This is a genomic window from Sphingomonas sp. J344 (assembly GCF_024700005.1).
GTDB lineage: Bacteria > Pseudomonadota > Alphaproteobacteria > Sphingomonadales > Sphingomonadaceae > Sphingomonas.
Map to the genome: position 1 here is coordinate 1,967,958 of NZ_JAJONB010000001.1, position 21,655 is coordinate 1,989,612.

Annotated in this window: 20 protein-coding genes and 2 pseudogenes; 18 read left to right on the forward strand and 4 right to left on the reverse strand. The window is 65.5% G+C overall.

What is annotated here, in order from left to right:
- Nucleotides 1-30 precede the first annotated feature (30 nt).
- Nucleotides 31-1,019, forward strand: a pseudogene (locus LRS12_RS10030) (CaiB/BaiF CoA transferase family protein).
- Between the two features lie 24 nt (nucleotides 1,020-1,043).
- Here LRS12_RS10030 and LRS12_RS10035 read toward each other — a convergent pair.
- Together LRS12_RS10035 and LRS12_RS10040 are read right to left on the reverse strand one after the other, a co-directional pair.
- On the reverse strand, nucleotides 1,044-1,973 hold the full coding sequence (locus LRS12_RS10035; RefSeq protein ID WP_257844468.1) for an electron transfer flavoprotein subunit alpha/FixB family protein: 930 nt from the start codon (nucleotides 1,971-1,973) through the stop codon (nucleotides 1,044-1,046).
- On the reverse strand, nucleotides 1,970-2,719 hold the full coding sequence (locus tag LRS12_RS10040; RefSeq protein WP_257844469.1) for an electron transfer flavoprotein subunit beta/FixA family protein: 750 nt from the start codon (nucleotides 2,717-2,719) through the stop codon (nucleotides 1,970-1,972). The genes LRS12_RS10035 and LRS12_RS10040 overlap by 4 nt, the downstream gene beginning before the upstream one ends.
- Before the next feature lie 170 nt (nucleotides 2,720-2,889).
- On the opposite strand from LRS12_RS10040, the gene LRS12_RS10045 reads away from it, so the two are divergent.
- From LRS12_RS10045 to rlxS, 12 genes are all read left to right on the forward strand, one after another.
- Entirely contained in the window at nucleotides 2,890-3,675 is a 786-nt protein-coding gene (locus LRS12_RS10045; RefSeq protein ID WP_257844470.1) for an enoyl-CoA hydratase-related protein, read from the forward strand.
- 34 nt (nucleotides 3,676-3,709) lie between these two features.
- Nucleotides 3,710-4,891, forward strand: coding sequence for a beta-ketothiolase BktB (bktB, locus tag LRS12_RS10050; RefSeq protein WP_075150250.1), 1,182 nt, complete (start codon nucleotides 3,710-3,712; stop codon nucleotides 4,889-4,891).
- Between the two features lie 423 nt (nucleotides 4,892-5,314).
- Nucleotides 5,315-6,262: an ArdC family protein gene (locus LRS12_RS10055; protein ID WP_257844471.1), complete on the forward strand. Its 948-nt coding sequence runs from the start codon at nucleotides 5,315-5,317 to the stop codon at nucleotides 6,260-6,262.
- Nucleotides 6,259-6,705 (forward strand): DUF2958 domain-containing protein, encoded by a 447-nt coding sequence (locus tag LRS12_RS10060; RefSeq protein ID WP_257844472.1) that lies wholly within the window; start codon nucleotides 6,259-6,261, stop codon nucleotides 6,703-6,705. Before LRS12_RS10055 ends, LRS12_RS10060 begins: the two co-directional genes overlap by 4 nt.
- Nucleotides 6,706-6,779: 74 nt before the next feature.
- On the forward strand, nucleotides 6,780-8,525 hold the full coding sequence (locus LRS12_RS10065; protein WP_257844473.1) for a ParB/RepB/Spo0J family partition protein: 1,746 nt from the start codon (nucleotides 6,780-6,782) through the stop codon (nucleotides 8,523-8,525).
- A 73-nt stretch (nucleotides 8,526-8,598) separates the two neighbouring features.
- Nucleotides 8,599-8,721 (forward strand): hypothetical protein, encoded by a 123-nt coding sequence (locus tag LRS12_RS10070; RefSeq protein ID WP_257787067.1) that lies wholly within the window; start codon nucleotides 8,599-8,601, stop codon nucleotides 8,719-8,721.
- Nucleotides 8,722-9,129: 408 nt separating this feature from the next.
- Complete coding sequence (locus tag LRS12_RS10075; protein WP_066581897.1) at nucleotides 9,130-9,450, forward strand: DUF736 domain-containing protein; 321 nt, start codon at nucleotides 9,130-9,132, stop codon at nucleotides 9,448-9,450.
- 146 nt (nucleotides 9,451-9,596) lie between these two features.
- The gene (locus LRS12_RS10080) at nucleotides 9,597-9,824 is read left to right on the forward strand and encodes a helix-turn-helix domain-containing protein (protein ID WP_066581896.1); all 228 of its coding nucleotides are present in this window, start codon (nucleotides 9,597-9,599) and stop codon (nucleotides 9,822-9,824) included.
- Nucleotides 9,817-10,314, forward strand: a complete 498-nt coding sequence (locus tag LRS12_RS10085; RefSeq protein ID WP_257844474.1) for a S26 family signal peptidase — start codon at nucleotides 9,817-9,819, stop codon at nucleotides 10,312-10,314. Before LRS12_RS10080 ends, LRS12_RS10085 begins: the two co-directional genes overlap by 8 nt.
- On the forward strand, nucleotides 10,302-10,901 hold the full coding sequence (locus tag LRS12_RS10090) for a lytic transglycosylase domain-containing protein (protein WP_257844475.1): 600 nt from the start codon (nucleotides 10,302-10,304) through the stop codon (nucleotides 10,899-10,901). The genes LRS12_RS10085 and LRS12_RS10090 overlap by 13 nt, the downstream gene beginning before the upstream one ends.
- Nucleotides 10,902-11,334: 433 nt before the next feature.
- Complete coding sequence (locus LRS12_RS10095; RefSeq protein WP_257844476.1) at nucleotides 11,335-11,694, forward strand: hypothetical protein; 360 nt, start codon at nucleotides 11,335-11,337, stop codon at nucleotides 11,692-11,694.
- Nucleotides 11,695-12,003: 309 nt separating this feature from the next.
- Complete coding sequence (rlxS, locus tag LRS12_RS10100) at nucleotides 12,004-13,986, forward strand: relaxase/mobilization nuclease RlxS (protein WP_257844477.1); 1,983 nt, start codon at nucleotides 12,004-12,006, stop codon at nucleotides 13,984-13,986.
- Nucleotides 13,987-14,174: 188 nt separating this feature from the next.
- Here the strand turns inward: rlxS and LRS12_RS10105 are convergent, their stop codons facing one another.
- On the reverse strand, nucleotides 14,175-14,558 hold the full coding sequence (locus LRS12_RS10105) for a hypothetical protein (RefSeq protein ID WP_257844478.1): 384 nt from the start codon (nucleotides 14,556-14,558) through the stop codon (nucleotides 14,175-14,177).
- Nucleotides 14,559-15,050: 492 nt separating this feature from the next.
- Between LRS12_RS10105 and LRS12_RS10110 the strand changes: the two genes are divergently transcribed.
- Both LRS12_RS10110 and LRS12_RS20350 read left to right on the forward strand, forming a co-directional pair.
- Nucleotides 15,051-16,538 carry an aldehyde dehydrogenase family protein gene (locus LRS12_RS10110; protein WP_257844479.1) on the forward strand — a complete coding sequence of 496 codons (1,488 nt, stop codon included), beginning with the start codon at nucleotides 15,051-15,053 and terminating at the stop codon, nucleotides 16,536-16,538.
- A gap of 12 nt (nucleotides 16,539-16,550) precedes the next feature.
- Nucleotides 16,551-18,233 (forward strand): annotated as a pseudogene (locus LRS12_RS20350) (GMC family oxidoreductase); the annotation flags it as partial.
- Here the strand turns inward: LRS12_RS20350 and LRS12_RS10125 are convergent.
- Entirely contained in the window at nucleotides 18,230-19,051 is an 822-nt protein-coding gene (locus LRS12_RS10125; protein WP_066581870.1) for an enoyl-CoA hydratase-related protein, read from the reverse strand. The pseudogene LRS12_RS20350 and the gene LRS12_RS10125 sit on opposite strands and share 4 nt — an antisense overlap.
- 195 nt (nucleotides 19,052-19,246) lie before the next feature.
- On the opposite strand from LRS12_RS10125, the gene LRS12_RS10130 reads away from it, so the two are divergent.
- The 3 genes from LRS12_RS10130 to LRS12_RS10140 are packed head-to-tail and all read left to right on the forward strand — an operon-like array spanning nucleotide 19,247 to nucleotide 21,645.
- Nucleotides 19,247-19,570, forward strand: a complete 324-nt coding sequence (locus tag LRS12_RS10130) for a 2Fe-2S iron-sulfur cluster-binding protein (RefSeq protein ID WP_066581868.1) — start codon at nucleotides 19,247-19,249, stop codon at nucleotides 19,568-19,570.
- A gap of 14 nt (nucleotides 19,571-19,584) precedes the next feature.
- Complete coding sequence (locus LRS12_RS10135) at nucleotides 19,585-20,802, forward strand: cytochrome P450 (protein WP_083954482.1); 1,218 nt, start codon at nucleotides 19,585-19,587, stop codon at nucleotides 20,800-20,802.
- 33 nt (nucleotides 20,803-20,835) lie between these two features.
- Nucleotides 20,836-21,645, forward strand: a complete 810-nt coding sequence (locus LRS12_RS10140; RefSeq protein ID WP_066581861.1) for an SDR family oxidoreductase — start codon at nucleotides 20,836-20,838, stop codon at nucleotides 21,643-21,645.
- The last annotated feature ends 10 nt before the right edge of the window (nucleotides 21,646-21,655 follow it).

Here is a 21,655-nt window from a genome sequence, read left to right on the forward strand (position 1 = left end):
GAAGGTCTGGGACCCGGACCGACTTGCGGGATGATATTGGCCGATTTCGGGGCCGAGGTCGTTCGCATCTCACGGCCGGATTACGCGCAATGGGCTGACCCGGTCACCTCGCGCGGCAAGGGGCTGCTTGCCGTTGACCTCAAGGATCCCGCCGGGATGACGCAGGTTCGCGAGGCGATCGGGTTGGCCGACGTGCTGATCGATCCGTTCCGGCCGGGCGTCATGGAGCGGCTGGGTCTCGGCCCGGATGATCTGCTGCAAAGCCGTGCTCGCCTCATCTACGCGCGATTGACGGGCTGGGGGCAAACGGGGCCGCTTTCGCAGCGTGCCGGCCATGATATCAATTATCTGGCGCTGTCGGGCGCGTTGGACGGGATCGGCCGTCCGGGCGAAGTGCCGACACCGCCGCTCAACCTGATCGGCGATATGGGCGGCGGCGCGGCGCTGGCTGCCTTTGGTATCTGCGCCGCATTGTTCGAGCGAGAGCGCTCCGGGCTGGGGCAAGTGATCGACGCGGCGATCGTCGATGGCACGAGCATGCTGATGGCAATGTTCCACGGCATGCAAATCCCGCTGACGCGCCAGGACTCGCCGCTCGGCGGGACACAGCCTTGGTATGACTGCTATGCCTGTTCCGACGGGCGACACATCGCAATTGGCGCGCTGGAGCCGCAATTCTGGGACAATCTGGCCGAAGCGATCGAGCTGCCGCAGCAATTGCGCGATCGCCAGCGCGTTCCCGCAGACGTGATCCGGGGGCACTGACGGCGATCTTTGCGACGCGAACGCGTGACGATTGGGACAATCGATTATCGCAGCTCGATGCGTGTGCGACGCCGGTCCTGTCTGTCGACGAAGCCATGGCGCATGCCCAGGCGCTGGATCGTAACCGGTATTGCGAACGCGGTGGGATTGCCCAGCCTTCGCCCGCGCCGCGTCTGTCGCGAACCCCGGCGGCGCCATCGGCCGAGCGGGACGGGTGGGCAACGGTTGAGCGCTGGCGTACGGCGGGGAGCTAGTCCCGCCGTACGCCGACGCGACGCTCAGAGCTTCTCGGTCAGTTCCGGAACGATCTTGAACAGATCGCCGACCAAACCGAGATCCGCGACCTGGAAGATCGGCGCATCCTCGTCCTTGTTGATGGCGATGATGGTCTTTGAATCCTTCATGCCGGCAAGGTGCTGGATAGCGCCCGAAATGCCGATCGCGACATAGACTTCGGGGGCTACGATCTTGCCCGTCTGTCCGACCTGATAGTCGTTGGGAGCATAGCCCGCATCGACCGCCGCACGGCTGGCGCCAACCGCCGCGCCGAGCTTGTCGGCGAGTGGGTCGATCAGGCCGTGGAACTGCTCCGACGAGCCCAATGCGCGGCCGCCGGAGACGATCACCTTGGCGCTGGTCAGCTCCGGACGCTCCGATTTGGCGATTTCCGCGCCGACGAAGCTGGAGAGACCCGAATCGCCCTTGCCCGAAACCGCCTCGACACTTGCCGAGCCGCCCTCGGCCGCAGCCTTTTCGAACGCAGTGCCGCGCACGGTGAGGACCTTCTTGCCGTCGGCCGACTTGACGGTGGCGATCGCATTGCCGGCATAGATCGGGCGGGTGAAGGTGTCGGCGCTTTCGACCGACAGCACTTCGCTGATCTGCATGACGTCGAGCAAAGCGGCGACGCGCGGCGCGATGTTCTTGCCGGTGGTGGTGGCGGGCGCGACGAAGGCGTCGTAGCCGGCCATCAGATCGGCGACGAGCGGCGCGACATTCTCGGCCAGCGCATGACCGTAAGCGGCGTCATCCGCCAGCAGCACTTTCGAGACGCCGGCGATCTTCGCCGCGGCATCGGCCGCACCCTGCGCGCCCTGTCCCGCAACCAGCGCGACGACATCGCCCAGCTTGGTGCCGGCGGTGACGGCGGCAAGCGTCGCGTCCTTGACGCTTTCATTGTCGTGTTCGACCCAGACCAGAACGCTCATTTCGCAACTCCCAGCGCCTTGAGCTTGCCGACAAGCTCATCCACATCCGCAACCTTGACGCCGGCCTGGCGCTTGGCCGGCTCGGTGACGCTGACGACGGTGAGGCGCGGGGCCACATCGACGCCATAGTCGGCGGGGGCCTTCTGATCGAGCGGCTTGCTCTTCGCCTTCATGATGTTGGGCAGCGAGGCGTAGCGCGGCTCGTTCAGGCGAAGGTCGGTGGTGACGATCGCGGGAAGCTTGAGCTTCACCGTCTCCAGCCCGCCATCGACTTCTCGGGTCACGTCGACCTGCTCGCCGGCGATCTCGACCTTCGACGCGAACGTCCCCTGGCCCCAGCCGAGCAGCGCGCCCAGCATCTGGCCGGTCTGGTTGTTGTCGTCGTCGATCGCCTGCTTGCCCAGGATGATCAGGCCCGGCGCTTCGGCCTCGGCGACCTTCGCCAGCAGCTTGGCGACGCCCAGCGGCTCGACCTTGTCTTCGGCGACAATCAGGATCGCGCGGTCGGCACCCATCGCCAGCGCGGTGCGCAGCGTTTCCTGCGCCTTCTGCTCGCCGATCGAGACCACGACGATCTCGGTCGCCGCACCCTTTTCCTTGAGGCGAATCGCCTCTTCGACGGCGATTTCGTCGAACGGGTTCATGCTCATCTTGACGTTGGCGAGGTCGACCCCCGTTCCATCCGCCTTCACCCGCGGCTTCACGTTATAGTCAAGCACACGCTTGACCGGCACCAATATCTTCATTCCGTTTCTCCGACCGCCTCGAGGCCTTGGATTGCATCGCGCGCCATGCGGAAATGGCGGCTCCCCCGTCAATGCGAACGCCGGTTTGATCAGGAGGGTGATGGCGAAGGGGCGAAGCTTGCCGCGGGCAGCCTGGGCCTTCTAGCAGCAGTCGCGCCAAAGGAGTTTCCATGACTGAATCGCCGTCCGTTATCTGGCAGATTGACGAAGGCGTGGCGATCGTGCGGCTGAACCGCCCCGAACGGCTCAATGCCCTGACGCTCGAGATGCTCGATCGCCTTCGCTACACGCTTGACGAAGTCGTGGCCGCGGGCGCGCGCGCGATCCTGGTGACCGGCGAGGGCCGTGCCTTCTGCTCGGGGGCCGATCTTGCTTCAAGCGAGGACGGGCTGACCGAGCGCGACTTGGGCGATGCGGTGCGGGCTCACTATAATCCGTTGACCCAGACCTTCGCCGCGCTGCAGGTGCCGGTCGTAACCGCGGTGAATGGCGCAGCGGCGGGGGCGGGCGTTTCGATCGCGCTTTCGGGCGACATCGTGGTCGCAGCGCGTTCTTCCTATCTGCTGCTCGCCTTCGCCAATATCGGACTGGTCCCCGATGCCGGCGCAACCTGGCTGATCGGCAAGTCGGCGGGACGGCTCAAGCTCCTCGAAATGGCATTGCTCGGCGAACGGTTGGGCGCCGATGCGGCGCTCGATGCCGGGTTGGTGACGCGGGTGGCAGACGACGATGCATTGCTGGAGACGGCGATGGCGCTCGCGCGCAAGCTCGCCGCGATGCCGACAGTCGCGCTGGGACTGATCCGCACACAGGCGGCGGTCGCGCTCAGCGGCACGCTCTCCGATCTGCTCGAGGTTGAAGCCGCCCATCAGGGACGCGCCGCCGACACGAGCGATTTCCGCGAAGGGGTCGCCGCTTTCCTCGACAAGCGCAAACCCAGTTTCACGGGGCAATGATCCCCCAATCCCCGGCTACTCAAGGAAATCCATCATGTCTGACGTTCTCATCCTCTCCGGCGTCCGTACCGCGATCGGCGACTTTGGCGGTGCCCTGAAGAACGTGCCCGCGGCGGATCTGGGCGCGCTGGTGATCGGCGAGGCGATTGCGCGTGCGGGTATCGCAGCCGATGCGGTCGGGCATGTGGTGATGGGCAATGTGATCCCTTCTACGCCCAGCGACGCCTATCTGGCGCGCGTCGCGGCGGTGCGCGCGGGCGTGCCGGTGGCGGTGCCCGCACTGACCGTGAACCGGCTGTGCGGATCGGGGCTACAGGCGATCATCTCCGCGGCACAGGGCATTGCGCTTGGTGAATGCGGCGTGGCGGTCGCGGGCGGCGCCGAGAATATGAGCCAGGCGCCGCATTATGTGGCCAGCGCGCGGTTCGGCCAGAAGATGGGCGACATCCAGATGCTCGACGCGCTTACCCGTACGCTGAGCGATCCGTTCGACCAGGTTCATATGGGGGTGACTGCGGAGAATGTCGCGGCGCAATGCGGCATCGATCGGGCGGCGCAGGACGAAGCCGCAGTCGAGAGCCATCGCCGCGGCGCGCGTGCGATCGCCGAGGGACGTTTCCGCGATCAGATCGTACCGGTCGAGATCAAGAGCCGCGGCGGCACCGTGATGTTCGATACCGACGAGCATGTCCGGGCCGAGGCGACGCTGGAGGATATGGCGAGGCTGCGCCCTGCCTTCCAGCGCGACGGAACGGTCACCGCGGGCAACGCTTCGGGAATCAACGATGGTGCTGCGGCGGTGGTGCTGGGCTCGCCCGAGGAAGCGCAGCGACTTGGGGCCAAGCCGCTCGCACGGATCCTGGGCTGGGGCCATGCCGGGGTGGAGCCCCGGGTGATGGGGCTTGGGCCGGTCGAGGCGGTGCCGATCGCACTGCGGCGCGCGGGCGTGACGCTCGACCGGATCGATGTGATCGAATCCAACGAAGCGTTCGCGGCGCAGGCATGCGCGGTATCGGCGCAGCTCGGGTTCGATCCCGAAAAGACGAACGTCAACGGATCCGGCATCTCGCTTGGCCACCCGGTCGGCGCAACCGGGGCGATCAATACCGTCAAGCTCCTCTATGAACTCCAGCGATCGGGCGGCCGCCTCGGCCTGGTTACGATGTGCATCGGCGGAGGGCAGGGCATCGCGCTGGTGATCGAGCGACTGGGCTGAATTTCAACCGGTCCAGTCCGCTCGCTTGCAGCTCCCCCAGACCGGCGCATCATCAGCGCCCCTGAAATGCCTTGCGCCCCGCCCGTGACCGGGCGGCCGCGTGCTATGGCTCGGCTGCGCCTTGCCACCGAGCCCCGGCGGGTCTCGGCCATGCGGTGACGCCCGCTGGCGCGAAGGCCCTGCGGGCCAGCGGTCGCCGCTTGCGCGGCGGCGTTGCGGGTGGCCCGCCGGCAGCGGGGATGGGCGACCGCTCGCAGCAAAGGCCGGTTCGGGCCGCCGGCAAGCCGGGCCCTGCCCGGCTGCTCCACTTCGTTCCGCCCCCTCGGGTGCCGGCGCCCCTTGGGGAACCGGCCTCCTTGCTCGCTCGCCGCCCACCCCCGCTGCCGGGGGCCATGCTGGTTTTGGGGCGGCGAGGAGGAGAAGATGCCCCGCCACCGCCCCGCAGGAGATGGGCCGCGCGCCAGCCTCTATGATGAGGTCACCCAGCGCATCGTCGCCGAACTCGAACAGGGCTGCGTTCCATGGGTTCAGCCATGGGACAGCGCCGCCGCCGGGCCTTCGCTGCCGCGCAATGCGCTGACCGCGCGCTGCTATTCGGGCGTCAATATCCTCATCCTCTGGGCGTCAGGCGTCGCGGGCGGTTTTTCCTCGCAAAGCTGGCTGACCTTCCGTCAGGCCCAACAGGCCGGAGGCTGTGTGCGCAAGGGCGAGCGCGGGACGGGCGTTGTCTTCGCCGACCGCTTCATTCCCCAAGCCGAGCTGGAACGCGCCACCCGCGACGGCGAGGCCGCCAAGGCCGTGCCGTTCCTCAAGCGCTTCACCGTCTTCAACGTCGCGCAATGCGACGGACTGCGCCCCGGTCTCGCCGACGATCCCGCGCCGCTGCCGCGCTGCGGGATCGCCCCGGTTGCAGAAGCCGTGATCGACGCGTCGCGCGCCGATTTCCGCGTCGGCGGCGCGCACGCCTTCTATGCGCCGGGCGAGGACTATGTGCAGGTGCCGCCGCACAGCGCCTTCGGCGATCCGATCAACTGGTATCGCACCGCGCTCCACGAACTCACCCACTGGACCGGGCACGGCTCACGCCTCGCGCGCGATCTTTCAGGGCCGTTCGCATCGGCGGCCTATGCGCGCGAGGAACTCGTCGCCGAAATGGGCGCGGCTTTTCTCTGCGCCCATCTCGGCATCCATCCGAGCGTGCGCCATGCCGACTATATCGCTGCGTGGCTCGCCGTGCTGCGCACCGACAATCGCGCCATCTTCCGCGCCGCCGCCGCAGCCTCGCGCGCCGCCGACTATCTGCTTGCACTGCTCGGCGAGGCCAAGGCGGCAGCGCTCGAAGTGGCGCAAGCGGACAGGATCGCGGCATGATCGCGCTCCCGCCCGACCTGCGCGCCGCGCTGCTGGCCAATGCCCGCGCCGCCGCCGCCAACCCCCATCTCGATCCAATGCCGCTGGTCAAGTTCTTCAATCCCATGGGCGCGGCGACATGGCTCGCAAGTGAACTCGATGCGGACGGCGACACGCTGTTCGGGTTGGTCGATCTCGGCTTTGGCTGCCCCGAACTCGGCAGCTTCAGTCTCGCCGAGATCGCCAGCGTGAAGCTCCCCTATGGCCTTACCATCGAGCGCGATCTCAGCTTTGCGACCCGGTTCAGCCTCTCGATCTGGGCCGACTGGTCGCGCCGCGCCGGATCGATCCTCTGGGCGGAGACCCTGCTCCGCCGTGTCGAGATGAGCGTGCCGCCCGGCACCGACCCGCTTCCGCCCCATGCCAACGATCCGGCTCCGCCGGACCGCCGCAAGGGCGGCTGACGCTGGCGGCCGTCCGCCGCCGAACATGAGCCGGTCCCCGGCAAGCCCGGGACCCGCACCCAAGGAGACGACCGATGAAACTCGACTTCATTGCGCTCGACAGGCTGGCAGTCAGCCCGCTCAACATGCGCCACGGCAAGAAACCGCCTGACATATCGGACATCCTCCCGACCGTGCTCAAGCGCGGCATCATCCAGCCGATGATCGTCCGCCCCGAGGGCGGGGAAGGCCGGTTCGGCGTCGTCGCCGGGGCGCGGCGGCTGCACGCCGCGCAACTTGCCGCGCAGCAGACCGGCCATACCGATCCGCTACCCTGCGCGATTCTTGAAGAAGGCGACGACGCCGACGCCATCGAGGCCTCGCTGATCGAGAATGTCGCACGCCGCGATCCCGACGAGGTCACCCAATGGGAAAGCTTCGTGAAGCTGGTCAAGCAAGGCCGCGATCCCGAAGCGATCGGCGTGACCTTCGGTATCCCCGAAGCGGGCGTGCGGCGCATCCTTGCCCTTGGCAATCTGCTCCCGCGCATCCGCAACCTCTACCGCGCCGAAGAGATCGACCGCGCCACGATCCGCCACCTGACCATGGCCTCCAAGAAGCAGCAAAGCGCATGGCTTGCGCTGCTCGATGATCCGCACGCCTATGCCCCGACCGGCCATCAGCTCAAGTCATGGCTGCTCGGCGGGCACTCGATCCGGACCAGCCATGCGCTGTTCGCGCTCGACGAGTATAAGGGACCGATCATCGCCGACCTGTTCGGCGAGGACAGCTATTTCGGGGATAGCGCCGCCTTCTGGACGCTCCAGAACGCGGCCATCGAACGGGTCCGGCAAAGCGCGCTCGATGATGGCTGGCACGAGGTGGTGGTGATGCCGCGCGACACCAGCTTTCATAGCTGGGAGCATGAGAAGACGCCCAAGGCCAAGGGCGGGCGCGTCTATGTCGAGGTGCGCGAGAGCGGCGAGGTCGCGATCCATATCGGTTACCTGACGCGCAAGGAAGCGCGCGCCCGCGAACGCGGCGAACCCGCTATGACCGCCGCCAAGCCCGCACGACCCGAGGTCACCAGCGCGCTCAACGACTATGTCGATCTCCATCGCCACGCCGCCGTGCGCGCCGCGCTGACCGCGCATCCCGGTGTCGCGCTGCGCCTGCTCGTGGCGCACGCCATTATCGGTTCGCCGCTTTGGCGCGTGCGGCCCGAACCGCAGGCCAGCGCGAACGAGGCGGTCTGTGCCAGCGTCGCCGCCGCGCGCGGCGAAGCCGTGTTCGGCGAGCGGCGCCGAGCGGTGCTGGCGCTGCTCGATCTCGATCCCGAGCGCTCGACCCTGACCGACGGCAATGGCGACGATGCCGCGCTCGCGGCGCTGTTCGCTCGCCTGCTCGACCTCCCCGACCCGGCGCTGCTCGATGTCGCAGCGGTGGTGATAGGCGAGAGCCTGCACGCCGGAAGCGCCGCCGTCGAGGCAGCGGGGGCAAGGATCGGTGTCACCATGGCCGACTGGTGGCAGGCCGACGACACGCTGTTCGAGCTGATCCGCGACAAGGAGGTCATGCACGGAATCGTCGGCGAGATTGCCGGACCCGCGACCGCGAGCGCCAATATGGACGAGAAGCTCAAGACCCTGAAGCGCATCGCTCGCGACCATCTCGACGGCACCGGCAGCCGCAAACGGCACGAGGGCTGGGTGCCGCGCTGGATGGCGTTCCCGCCCGCCACCTATACCGCGCGCGGCGGTGTCCGTGCGGTCACCGCCCATGCAACGCTCGCCGGCGCGTGCGCCCCCGAAGCCGGTCCGGCGCTCGCCATCGCTGCCTGACCGGCGCGGCGGCGCGGTCTCCCGCCGCGCCGCCGCACTTTCCTACATCGCCGCGATCTGCTCCAATCGGGCGGTGAAACGGCGTTCCGGCTCGCGGGCCTTCGCGCTCGCGCTCGAATATTGGCTGCTCGCCGCGCTGCTCGCAGGCGCGTTCCTGGCTGGTGTCTGGGGCGGCCTGCGCACGCTCATCGGCTGACCATCGCCCCTGAATCACCGCGCGCAGAAGGCACGAAAGGCTGCGCCGATGGGCGGCTATGAGCAAGCGGATCCGGGACCACAGGCCCGCGATTGCGCGCCGTTGCCGCGATAGCAGGGCGGGGGTGCGCGCCATGCGAGGGTTCGAACCGCGCGCCGCCCGCGGTCCAGTCCGGGCCTGACGTGCTTGGCTGGCAGCGCCGCGCCTGCCCGAAACCATCGCCCCGGCGCTTATTTCCCCGGCGGGCTGTGCCCGCCTCCTCGCGGCCGCTTCGCTGCAAATAAGCGCTGGGGCTCCGGTCCTCCGCTCGCGCTCCGGCCGTGCCGGTTCGGTCCGCCGCTCGATCCGCTGCCTTGTGCCGCACATCGCCCCGGATGGTCCGCGGGCGAGACGCAAGGAGTATGAACCATGCCTGCAATCGGACACGTCACCCGCACCAGCGACGGCTTCAAGGGCCAGCTCAAGACCATCTCGGTTCGCGCCGAGATCGAGATCGTCGCCAACCGCAGCCGCACCAGCGAGGCGCAGCCCGACTATCGCGTCTTCTGCGGCGGCACCGAGGTCGGCGGCGGCTGGGTCCGCACCGGCGAGCGCTCGGGCAAGGACTATGTCTCGCTCAGCCTCGCCGCGCCCGAGTTCGGGCCGCGCACCCTCTACGCCAATCTCGGCCGCGCCGCAGGGCAGGACGATCCCGATGCGTTCGCGATCATCTGGAACCCGGCCGACTGACCTCGCTCCCGCCCGCGCCGGCAAGCCCGGCGCGGGCGGGGCTCGATTTTGCGGGGGAGGGTTTTCGAGCCTCCCGCAGAGCCGCGCCGATCCGCATCCCTTGCCGCACCGCGCGGCGCCCCGCCGCGCCAGCCAGCGAGGCAAGGATGCAGGACGAGGATGCGAATGACCGGGCAGCGCGCGCGGCGCGCGGATCGCCCTTTCTCACGCCCCAGCAGGCCGCGCACTTCCTCGGCCTCTCGGTGCGTACGCTCCAGGAATATCGCTCGGCGGGCACCGGGCCGCGCTACCGGCGTCACTCGCGCCATATCCGCTACCATATCGACGACCTCGAGCATTGGTCGCGGCAGGTCGCGGAAGCCGGCGATGCGTAAGCGCAGCCTGCTCGCGCTTGGCGTACTGGTCGCGGGGCTGGGGGCGACGCTGGTCTTCGATCTGCCGCCCTTGCTGATATGGAATCCGAGCGCCAGCGCGCCGGTCGGGCTCTACGCCGTTCTACCCGGCGTGCACCTGAAGCGCGGCGACTTCGCGCTGGCATGGCCACCGCGCGCAGCGCGCGAACTCGCCGCACGTCGCCACTATTTGCCGCGCAACGTGCCGTTGGTGAAGCGCGTCGCCGCGCTCGATGGCGACCGTATCTGCGCCCGCGGCGTCCGGATCATGGTCGGTCAGCGCATCGTTGCGCGGCGGCACGCAGTCGACGCCCATGGCCGCCCGCTGCCCGCCTGGCAGGGCTGCCGCATGCTGACGGACGGCGAGGTCCTGTTGTTGATGCCGCACCCCGACTCGTTCGACGGACGCTATTTCGGGGCGACGCAGCGCGCGCAGGTGATCGGCAAGGCGGTGCCGCTATGGGTGCGCTAAGCCACGCGATGAGCGCGCTGGCGCTGCTCGGCGCACAGGCACCCGCCGAGGATCGCGTGACCCGCTGGGCACCGCTGATCGAAATGGCCGCACGGCGCTGCGTCGTGCCTGCGTCATGGATCGCGCAGGTGATGGGTGCCGAATCCGGTGGCCGGACGCAGCTGCGCGGGAGCCCGATCGTCTCACCCAAGGGGGCGATGGGTCTCATGCAGCTGATGCCCGGAACCTGGGCCGAGTTGCGCGCCGCCCATGGGCTCGGCAGCGATCCGCATGACCCCCATGACAATATCGTCGCCGGGGCCTGCTACCTTAAACGCATGCATGACCGGTTCGGCTATCCCGGCTTGTTCGCTGCCTATAATGCCGGGCCAGCGCGCTACGCCGCCTATCTCGCCGGACGCGCGCGACTGCCCCGCGAGACGCGCGACTATCTTGCGCGGGTGTCGGGAACGAGCACCGCGCCGCCGCCTGCGCGCCAGCCTTCCAGTGCGCTCTTCTTCACGCTGGGCCATGCCAATGACACCCCGATCTTCGTGCGTCGCAGGCCAGCGCAAGTGGCCCGTCGCGCGGATCAACCGGAACACTGAGACGATGCGGGGCAGTTCAAGCAACGATGGTGTTTCGGGTTTCGCGATGGTATTATTCGCTACCCCGGTCTGGTGACGCGGTAACGCCCACCCACCTCTGAGAACGCTCTTGGGATGGCCGGGGGACCATTCTTCGAACCTGACGATCATCAGCGCATGAGCTCATGTGTCATCTGGTGTGCCGCCGAGGCACGCGATGCCATCGGTCCGACCTTGCGGGCGGGTAGGAAGCTGTCTCGGCTCTTCCCATGATGACGGGCGCCGCGGCGGCTGTGCAAGGCCGGCGGCCCCTCCAATTTGCTTCGCAAATCGGTTCCTCCGCCGCCGCTCCGCGGCGCGCCGGCATGCGCCGGCGCGGCCCTGACAGCCGCCGCGCCGCCCGCCCGCAGGCGACCTGTCCTCGTGGTGAGGACGGGATCGCAAGGAGGTTGTCATGGGCATGTTCGAGCAGGTTTCAGTGGCATCGGATCGCGTGATCGAGGCACTGGTCGCAGGGCTCGAAATCGAGTTCGGACGCGGCGCAGGGGAGGCGCTGGCGCAGCGATTTCTGACGGCGGAGGAGGTGGATTTCTGTTGGGAATCCCGCCTCGCGGAACGCTGGCTCGGCTATTATGGACGCGGGGAAGACGAGCGGGATATCGAGCTCGATCGGGTACGGATCGTCGGATTTCTGGATGGCAAATGGTTCGTCGCGACGATGATCGTGGACGGCGATGGCATTGCGCACGGCATGACCGGGCGGCGCGAGTTCATGGCCGAAGGCGAGGCACTGGCTGCATATACGGATGCATGAAGCGGCCGGTTTTTCATGGGGATGGTGCCGGGGTGGGCGCCGTCCCTCTTTTTGCCCTTGGCTTGAGCTCGGGGCGTGGAGGGAGTGGGGAGGCGCGGAAGGCAAGATAGAGAAGCTACGGCACCGTTGGTTGCCGTAAGCTATTGTCTGCACATCCATATTTCAGGCGCAGAAACAGTGCTGCTCCGCCGAAGCCAGTGCCAGTGCGCCGGAAAGTGGCGGAATTCTGAGGTGTCTGGCGGCACCGATTTCCAACTGCAGGGCATGGACGCATGGTTGGGCTCCCGCTTCCCTTTCCTGGCTCCGCACATGCCCAGCGATGATGATTTCAAACCCGAACTTGGCCGCTTGCGGAGCAGGGGCGGGCAGCCGCGCGCGCGCAAGTTCCTCTCCCGTGTTCTTGCTGCTGCGAACCTCGCTCGCGGTGGAGGTGCCGCGCGTTCGCGCAGGACCGGTTTTACCGGCAGCCGGATCGGCCGCGGCGCCGGTGTCGGACGTGTCCTTTCCGCGCGTGATCGCTATGCGGCGTTTCGGCAGCGGCGGGTCATCGTCAAGGCGCGGCTCGTGTCGCTCAAGGGCAGGGGGTTCGATGGCGCCAAGGCACACCTCCGCTATGTCGAACGCGATGGTACGACGCGCGAGGGCGGGCGGGGTGAACTTTATGGCGCCGAAAGCGACAAGGTCGATCGTGGCGCCTGGCTCGAGCAGGGAAGGGATGACCGCCATCAGTTCCGCTTCATCGTCAGTCCCGAGGATGGCGCCGAATATGAAGACCTCAGGCCGCTGACGCGGCGGCTGATGGCGCGCATGGAGGAGGATCTCGGCACCCGGCTCGATTGGGTGGCGGTCGATCATTACAATACTGGCCGTCCCCACACCCACATCATCCTGCGCGGGAAGGACGAGCGCGGGCAGGATCTGATCATTGCGCGCGACTATATCAGCCATGGCCTGCGCGAGCGGGCGTGCGAGCTGGTCGACCTCGATCTTGGCCCGCGCAGCGACAACGCAATCGAACAGCGCCTCCGTGCCGAGATCGAGCAGCAACGGCTGACCAGCGTCGACCGCGCGCTGATCCGCGATGCCCAGGAGAATATCCTGGCCAGTGCGGAGGGGCGCGGTGCGTTCGATCAGACGATCCGCATGGGACGGCTGAAGACGCTCGAACGGCTTGGGCTCGCGAAACAGATTGGTTCGCATTGGCGTCTCGCGCCGGACCTTGCGGATACGCTGCGGCGCATGGGCGAGCGCGACGACATCATCCGCTCGATGCAGCGCGCCTATGCGGCGCGGGGCACTGCGCCAGCGCTTGCCGACCAGGTGATCTACGATCCGGCTGCGCCCGGCGCGCGTCCGCTGGTCGGTCGGATCGTCCATCGTGGGCTGTCCGACGAGATCGCCGATCGATATTACATCATCGTCGAGGCGACCGACGGGCGCTCGCACTATGTCGACATCGGTAAGGGCGAGAATGTCGAGAGCCATGCTCCTGGAGCGATCGTGCGCATATCGCCCGTCGAGGTTGGTATTCGCGCGTCCGATCAGACCGTGGCCGACGTCGCCGCGGCGAACGGCGGTCGCTATTCGATCGATGCGCATCTGCGCCACGATCCTGCGGCGACCGAGGCCTTTGCCGAAGCTCATGTCCGGCGGCTGGAGGCCATGCGTCGGCTGACCCGCAACATGGAACGCGATCCCGACGGAAGCTGGGTCATTGCGAGCGATCATCTCGACCGCGCCACCGCCTATGAAATCGCGCGTGCGAAAGATCAGCCCGTGACCGTCGAAACACTGTCGCCGCTGCCGCTCGAGAAACTGGTAGGCGCTGAGGCTGCGACGTGGCTCGATCGGGAACCCTTTGTGTCCTCTCCCGAGCCACTGCGTGACGCCGGGTTCGGGCATGATGCGCGCCAGGCCCAGATGCGGCGGCAGCAGTGGCTGGTGGCCGAAGGATTGGCGGAGGAGCGGGGAGGGCAATTTTCCTATTCGAGCGGGATGCTCGCGACGCTTCAGCGGCGCGAGCTGCTGCGTGTCGCGCAGGGCTTGTCGGAAGAGCTGGGATTGCCGTTCGCGGAGCCGAAGGTCGGCGAACGGATTGATGGGATCTATCGGCAATCGGTCGATGCTCTGAGCGGGCGCTACGCGTTGATCGAAAGGTCGCGCGATTTCACACTCGTGCCGTGGCGCCCGGTACTGGATCGCCATGCCGGTAAAGCCGTGTCGGGTATCATGCGCGATACCGGGGTCAGCTGGACACTGGGACGGCAGCGCAGCGGGCCGAGTATTTCTTAGTCTGGCCGCTAACGGCCAGTCTGCTTTCTGACGTTAAAACGAAGGATGGGACGTCGCCCGCTTGTCAGTTTGTGCATAATCCAAGGCCTCGTGCCTTGCATTCCATAAGTACCTTCTCGACGAGGAAGTCGATCAGACGGCAGCATTTGTTCGGCTTGACGCACATTATGGCGTGCCCTCCGCCTCGCTCATTTCCCTGGCTCTACATCTAAGCGACCAACCTGCTCGCGGCTTTTGAGATCGAGTACCGGGCCGGGGAAACACTCGGGGTCCGCGACGATCGCGCATACATGCCGGCCGACTTCGATGTCGGTCACCCAATCGGGCTGGGCGCGGTCGCGCTTGCTTTGGCCGTTGACCATTGAGACGATAATGAGTTCGCGGATCGCAACGCCTTCGCGCTGCTCGCGAGCAAGTCCGCGATACAGCATTCGCTGGGCTGCCTGCATTACCGAGAGCGGCGCCATCTTCGGAATGATGAAATCGGCGGTGCCACCACCGATACCGAGGAAAACCCCATCTGCCGGCAGTCGGGGAATGAAGATTTGGGCGGCAATGAAGTGGCTGACCACGTTGGAGGCGAACAGCGCAGACAGTTCGTTCGGCTGCCACGCGGTAAGCGGACGAATTTCGTTGGGGGGCGTTCACAGCGATGATGGCGGCGTCGATCGTGCCGAACGATGACGTTGCGCCAGCCCAAATGGCTTCAGCGCCGGCCTCCGTAGAAATATCGCCGACGATGGCGGCGATACCGGGATCGTCGCCGAACCGGGTCAGCTTGTCCGCAGAGCGGCCCACCGCCACAACACGCCAGCCGCAAGTACGGGCAGCGGCTACGATGCCCTGTCCGACATCACCCGCGGCACCCACGACCAAAATTGTCTTTTCAGCCACCTGCCAGCTCCCATTCCAACCACTCCTGTCTATGCGGAGAGGCAACCGGCTTCGAGGCGCCGGGAGGTTTCAGCGCATATGTGCTGAGGCAGTGCGCCTCCTGTGAGTGAACGATGTGCCGATATAGGTAGATATTTGATCTACCAATACGAGAATTCGTCAGGAGAGATATGGCCAACCCCAGCGGGAATCAGCGTCGTTCCGAAGCGTCGCTCTATATCGATGGAGCATTCGTTGGCGGGCTGGGTGCACCGGTGGACGTCGAGAACCCATCTGACGGGACGATTTTCGCCACTGTACAGGGCGCCTCGGCCGCGCAGGTGGAATCGGCGATCCACGCTGCGTGGCAGGCTCGGCAGAGCGGACTCTGGAGCGGCAGACCAGCTGCGGATCGGGCGGCAGATTTATCCCGAATGATAGCGTGGTTCGCAGACAACAAGGATGTCATCGAAGATCTTCTGGTGGCTGAGGCGGGCGTAGTGCGGGCATCGCTGGTGCGTGCAGGACAGCTGGACGCCGCGATCCAGCATGCAACCGACCTCATCGAGCTGTTCCTGACGCTACCTGAGATCGAGGACAATCCGCTTCCGCTTCGCGATCGATTCAAGGAAGTGTCCGCCATACAAAGTCTTCGGCGTTACGAGTCCGTAGGGGTCGTCGCTGCGATTTCGGCCTATAATTTCCCGTTCGTCATCAGCATGTGGAAGACGATTTCAGCACTGATCGCCGGAAACTCTGTCGTGCTACGCCCAAGCCCGCTCGCCCCGCTTTCCAGCCTCGTGTTCGGAGAAGCCGCGCATACCGCGAACCTTCCGGCAGGCGTATTCAACGTGATCGTCGAATCCGGGGCGGAAGGCGCCGTCCTGCTAGGGACCGATCCCCGGGTCGACATGGTGAGCTTTACGGGCTCGACCAAGGTGGGCCAGCAGGTGATGGTGCAGGCCGCCGCGACAATGAAGCGCCTGCAGCTTGAGCTGGGTGGAAAGTCCGCGCAGATATTCCTGCCCGACGCTACCGCCTTGGCTTCCACGGCCGGCAATCGCGCTTGCGTACCCCACTCAGGCCAGGTCTGTGTCGCCGGTACGCGAATCTTCGTGCCGCAGGACGAGAAGGAAGCGATAATGGCCGCGATCGCACAATCGCTGGCCGGCGTCGTGATCGGGCCTGCCGACCACCCGGCCACTACCATGGGGCCGCTGATCAACGGAACTGCCGTCCGGCGATGCGAGGCTTTCGTTGCAGATGCGCTGGCCAGCGGTGCCCGGCTCATTTGCGGCGGCCGTCGCCCACCAAAACTTGATCACGGACATTATTTCGAGCCGACAATTCTGGATTTGCCGGATTGCGCCAATATAGCCGCTCGCGAAGAGATATTCGGGCCTATCGCCTGTGTCATCGGCTATCGCGACATCGACCACGCCATCGAGATGGCGAATGATACGCCCTACGGCCTGTCAGGCCATGTGTTCGGCAAGGATCTGAGCCGCGCGATCGAGGTCGCCTGCCGGCTGCGGACCGGATCGGTCAACGTGAACGGCAGCGCGCTGAGCGCCTTTGCCTCAGGCGGCGGGCAACGGTTGAGCGGCGTGGGCCGCGAGCGGGGGATTGAGGGTCTGCGCATCTATCAGGAGCTGAAATGCATCACCGTCGTGAGCTGACCGGCCGATGAGATACAGCCACATCATCATTGGCGGTGGATCCGCGGGATCGGTGCTTGCGAGTCGGCTCTCCGAGCGTGGCGCAAACCAGGTGCTGCTGATCGAGGCCGGCCCGGATACCCCACCTGGCGATGAACCGGCCGCGATTCTCGATAGCTATCCAGGTAGCGCCTACCTCGACGCGCGCTTCGTTTGGAGCAATCGGCGGGTGACGGTCGCTCCGACCGGAAACCTCCAGCCCGGGACCATGTTGCCGCCGCGCAAATATGAGCAGGCACGGGTGCTTGGCGGAGGCTCCGCCATCAACGGGCAGCTCGCCAACCGCGGGTTGCCTTGGGATTTTGAAGACTGGGTTGCTCGTGGTGCGATGGGGTGGGGATGGGACGATGTCCTGCCCTTCTTTCGCAAGCTTGAGAACGATCTGGATTTCGATGGTCCGCTCCACGGGAATACGGGGCCATTGCCCATCCGGCGGATTCCCGAGGCGTTCTGGCCCGGTCAGGCAAAGGCATTTTCTGCCGCGCTCACGGAAGCGGGATTGCCGTTCCTCGCCGATCAGAACGGTGAGTTCGGTGACGGGCACTATCCGTTGCCGATCTCAAATATCGACAACCACCGCGTGACCGCGGCGATGGCCTGGCTGACACTCCAAGTCCGCTCCCGCTCCAATCTTCAGATCAGGACCAACACCACCGTCGAGGCGCTGCTGTTCGATGGCTTGCGAGCCATCGGGGTTCGAGCGGGGGAGAGGTACTGCTTGGCAAAACCATCATCCTTTCGGCCGGCGCGCTCATGACCCCGGAACTCCTGCTGCGCAGCGGGATCGGTCCTGCCGACGATCTCGCAAGAGTCGGAGTCGAGGTTCGCCTGAACGCGCCGGGTGTCGGGCGCGGTCTGACCGATCATCCATCGATTGCGATTGCAAGTTACCTTCCGAGCGCGGCCCGACTCCGCCGCCAGCGGCGGCACATTCTGCTCGGCGTTCGCTTTTCCACCGACACTAACCGCTTTCCGGCGGGCGATATGTCGGGGCTCATTTCAACAAAGGCTGCGTGGCATGCAGTTGGTGAGCGGCTCGGCACATTGGCTTTCTGGATCAACCGGCCGCTATCCGAAGACGGTCGTATTCACCTGACATCTGCTGATCCTCGCCAGGCCGCGCAAGTCGATTTCAACCTTCTTTCCGATTCGCGGGACGTCGAGCGGCTGATGCGCGGCTTCCGGCGGATGGCAGCGCTTCATTTGTCGCCGCTGCTTGGCAATGCAGCCCTGGACGCCTTCCCTGCCAGCTACAGCGAGAAGGTGCGTCAGATTGGCACCATCAATCTGAAGAACCGCATTCTGACTCGGCTCGCGGCCCTGTTTCTCGACGGTCCAGCTCCGATCCGGAGAGCATTCATCGAGAATCTGGTCATGGAGGGCGAGTCGATAGCCGACCTTCTATCCGACGACGCAAAGCTGGAGGTATTTGTACGCTCCGCCGTCGCCGGGGTATGGCATGCGAGTTGCTCGTGCCGCATGGGGGCCGCCGACGATCCAATGGCAGTCCTGACCCCCGATGGACGGGTCAAGGGCATCGAGGGCCTGCGCGTCTCGGACGCTTCCGCTTTTCCCGCGATCCCCAGCGCCAATACCAACCTAGCAGTCTTGATGCTGGCGGAGAAATTGGCCGAGCAAATGAAGGCTGAGAACTAGCGACCGGTGAATGCCGGGATACGACGCTCCATCACTGCGGCCACCGCCTCGTGCTGGTCGTCGGTCTGCTGCACGATCGCCTGCATCCCCGCGGCGATCTCGAGCGCGGTATGCAGGTCGAGTCTGGCGGAATCGCGCAGGAGCCGAGTGTTGAGCCGGATCGAGTGCATCGGATGTCGCGTAATCCGCGCCGCCAAGGTTCTCGCCTCGTCGAGCAGCGCATCATGTTGGACCACGCGAGACACGAGTCCGATCGCAAGCGCTTGTTCGGCATCGAGCGTGTCGCCGGTAAGCGCCATCTCTGCGGCTGCCGACTGGCCGATCGCGCGCGTCAGAAACCATGCGCCGCCCGCTGCCGAAGTCAGGCCGAGCTTGATGAAACTTTCCGCGAACTTCGCTCGATCCGACGCGATCCGCATCGTGCACATGGTAGCAAAGTCCATTCCGGCACCCATTGCGGCGCCGTTTACCGCAGCGATGGAAGGCACCTCCAGATCGTGGAGCGCGCGCGCGATCGTCTGCACGCCGGCCAGATAGGTCCGACGGATCTCGGCGGCGTTGCCGGCGAAGTGATTGGCGCGGGCGTACATGTCCTTGAGGTTGCCACCGGCACAGAAAACATCGCCTGCCGCCGTCAGGATTACGCATCCTACGCTCATATCGGCATTGATGGCATCGCATGCGGCGACCAGCTCGCGCGTGAGTAATGGACTAAGTGCGTTGCGGGTGCCGGGATCGTCGATGGTCAGAATGACGAGTGGCCCATCGCGCTCGACCCGAAGCACGGCGCGGCTGCTTTCGTTCACGTCAGCGCTCATGCGCCAATCTCCAGACCCTGCCGCTCGGCATGCATCAATCGCTCGTCAGTCATGATTCCTCCCGCAGGTGACCTGCCCATCACCAGTGTGCGGACTTCTAGCTGCATCTGGAGAACAGGCACGCTCTAAAATAGGTAGATATATAACCCGCATGGTTCTGATGCTTCGACTGGCACCGCACGAAAGAGAAATGAGATGCGCATCGTTTTCGGACTCCCTTCCCAGGAACAGATCTTTGCAACGGTTGCGGAAGGGGAAAGTCTCATGCGCGCCGCCGTCGAGCATGACGTGCCCGGGATCTATGGCGATTGCGGGGGGCAGTGCGCGTGCGCGACCTGCCATGTCTATATCGACAGCGACTGGATCGAACGCGTGGGCACGGCCGAACCCGGCTCGACTGAAGAATCGATGCTCGAAGGCGCTCCGGCCGATGTCCAGCCTAACTCCCGGCTGGCGTGCCAAGTGATCCTCACGCCTGAACTCGACGGGCTGGTCGTGCTTGTGCCGGAAGGCCAATGAGAAAGGACGGGGCAATGAACACTCAGATTCGCGGTGCGATCGAGACGATCGATGTCAGCCGTCCGAGCATCTTCCGCGACGATTCCTGGCGACCGCTGTTCGCGAAGCTCAGGGCAGACGATCCGGTGCATTACTGCGCCGACAGCCGCAGCGGACCCTATTGGTCGATCACACGCTACGAAGACATCGTCCGGGTCGATACCGACCCAGACGGCTTCTCTTCCCATTATTCGCGCGGAGGTGTGACCCTGGATGATCGCAAGACGAGCCAGAGCTTCATGCAGATGGATCCGCCCGACCACACGCGTAAGCGCAAGAGCGTCACGGGCATCGTCGCCCCAAAGAGCCTGGGCCAGATGGAAATTCTTATCCGCGAGCGGGCTGGCCGTACGCTCGATGCGCTGCCCCGCAACGAGGAGTTCGACTGGGTCGAGAATGTATCCGTCGAGCTCACCTCGATGATGTTGGCCACGCTGTTCGGACATCCGGTGGAAGATCGCCGCCGGCTGGTGCGCTGGTCGGACATCATTACCGCTGATCTTGAGGATCCGGAGAGTCCCATCAGCACGGAGGAAGAAAGGCAGGAGGTTCTCAAGGAGTTCTACATGTCGATGGTGGAGGTCTGGCAGCGACGCCAGAGCGAGCCGCCGGGCTTCGACATCATTTCGATCCTCGCGCACGACCCGGAGATGCGCAACGCGTCGCTTCAGGAAATCACCAGCGTCTTCGGTCTCTTCCTCGTCGGCGGAAACGACACCACCCGCAACTCTATGTCGGGCGGGGTATGGGGATTCGCGCAGAACCCCGATGAGTGGACGAAGCTCAAGGCAAATCAGAAACTGCTCGGCAACGCCGTGTCCGAGATCATCCGTTTTCAGACACCGGTCATCTATGAGCGCCGAACCGCGACGCGCGACATCGAGCTTGGCGGTAAAATCATCAAGGAAGGCGACCGGGTCGCCATGTGGTATATTTCGGGCAATCGCGACGAGAGCGTGTTCGATGAGCCCGATCGTCTCCGGATCGAACGACCGAACGCACGCCAGCATCTATCATTTGGCATGGGGCCGCATCGCTGCATCGGCTCGCGCCTGGCGGAAATGCAGTTGCGCGTATTGTGGGAGGAAGTGCTGGCCCGCGGACTCGAGATCGAGGTGCTTACACCGCCCACTTACGCTTTCTCGAATCTCGTGCGCAGCCCGACCCGGCTGCCGGTCCGTATCAAGGGCTGAAAGCAGATCAGCTCATAATTTACTGGACAGTTCATGACCCGATCAGTCTTTCGTCCTGACCTCTTGCGAGGCAAGTCGGTCTTCATCGCCGGCGGCACCAGCGGCATCAATCTTGGTATCGCAGAGGCATATGCGGATGCGGGCGCAAGCGTAGCCATAGCCGGCCGCGACGCCGAAAAGGCCGAGAACGCCGCGAACCATCTGCGCGGGAGAGGTGGCGAGGCCATCGGTGTCAGCCTCGATGTGCGGGACTATGCCTCGGTGGAGGCGGGGCTTGAACTCGCGCGGAACAGGTTCGGCGAATTCGACATCGTCATATCAGGTGCTGCCGGAAACTTTCTCGCGCCCGCGCTCGGCATGTCGGCGAACGGATTTCGCACCGTCATCGACATTGATCTCAATGGTACCTTCAACATATTCCGCGCCGCCTATGCGCTGCTTCGCAAACCCGGTGCATCGCTGATCGCGATCAGCGCGGGTCAGGCGACGAACCCGATGATGTTCCAGGCACATGTTTGCGCAGCGAAGGCTGGCATCAACATGCTTGTGAAGGTCCTGGCGATGGAATGGGGCCCGGCGGGGGTGCGCGTGAATGTGATTTCACCAGGCCCGATCGGCGGTACCGAGGGCATGGCGCGTCTCACTCCCACAGCAGAGGAAGAAGCGTCCTGGAAGGCCCGCATAGCGCTGCGTGATTTCGGACAGAAAAGCGATGTCTCCGAGATGGCGATGTTCCTCGCAAGCGACGCATCGGCCTATGTCACTGGCTCGATCTTCCAATGCGACGGTGGCTGGACGCTGGGTAATTCCTCGGGCGAGACCCTCGGCGGCGAGGCGCGATAGCAGAATGGAG

Coding starts and splice junctions, on each gene's coding strand:
- LRS12_RS10035 (WP_257844468.1), bottom strand. CDS start 1,973: ATGAGCGTTCTGGTCTGGGTCGAACACGACAATGAAAGCGTCAAGGAC.
- LRS12_RS10040 (WP_257844469.1), bottom strand. CDS start 2,719: ATGAAGATATTGGTGCCGGTCAAGCGTGTGCTTGACTATAACGTGAAG.
- LRS12_RS10045 (WP_257844470.1), top strand. CDS start 2,890: ATGACTGAATCGCCGTCCGTTATCTGGCAGATTGACGAAGGCGTGGCG.
- bktB (WP_075150250.1), top strand. CDS start 3,710: ATGTCTGACGTTCTCATCCTCTCCGGCGTCCGTACCGCGATCGGCGAC.
- LRS12_RS10055 (WP_257844471.1), top strand. CDS start 5,315: ATGCCCCGCCACCGCCCCGCAGGAGATGGGCCGCGCGCCAGCCTCTAT.
- LRS12_RS10060 (WP_257844472.1), top strand. CDS start 6,259: ATGATCGCGCTCCCGCCCGACCTGCGCGCCGCGCTGCTGGCCAATGCC.
- LRS12_RS10065 (WP_257844473.1), top strand. CDS start 6,780: ATGAAACTCGACTTCATTGCGCTCGACAGGCTGGCAGTCAGCCCGCTC.
- LRS12_RS10075 (WP_066581897.1), top strand. CDS start 9,130: ATGCCTGCAATCGGACACGTCACCCGCACCAGCGACGGCTTCAAGGGC.
- LRS12_RS10080 (WP_066581896.1), top strand. CDS start 9,597: ATGCAGGACGAGGATGCGAATGACCGGGCAGCGCGCGCGGCGCGCGGA.
- LRS12_RS10085 (WP_257844474.1), top strand. CDS start 9,817: ATGCGTAAGCGCAGCCTGCTCGCGCTTGGCGTACTGGTCGCGGGGCTG.
- LRS12_RS10090 (WP_257844475.1), top strand. CDS start 10,302: ATGGGTGCGCTAAGCCACGCGATGAGCGCGCTGGCGCTGCTCGGCGCA.
- LRS12_RS10095 (WP_257844476.1), top strand. CDS start 11,335: ATGGGCATGTTCGAGCAGGTTTCAGTGGCATCGGATCGCGTGATCGAG.
- rlxS (WP_257844477.1), top strand. CDS start 12,004: ATGCCCAGCGATGATGATTTCAAACCCGAACTTGGCCGCTTGCGGAGC.
- LRS12_RS10110 (WP_257844479.1), top strand. CDS start 15,051: ATGGCCAACCCCAGCGGGAATCAGCGTCGTTCCGAAGCGTCGCTCTAT.
- LRS12_RS10125 (WP_066581870.1), bottom strand. CDS start 19,051: ATGAGCGCTGACGTGAACGAAAGCAGCCGCGCCGTGCTTCGGGTCGAG.
- LRS12_RS10130 (WP_066581868.1), top strand. CDS start 19,247: ATGCGCATCGTTTTCGGACTCCCTTCCCAGGAACAGATCTTTGCAACG.
- LRS12_RS10135 (WP_083954482.1), top strand. CDS start 19,585: ATGAACACTCAGATTCGCGGTGCGATCGAGACGATCGATGTCAGCCGT.
- LRS12_RS10140 (WP_066581861.1), top strand. CDS start 20,836: ATGACCCGATCAGTCTTTCGTCCTGACCTCTTGCGAGGCAAGTCGGTC.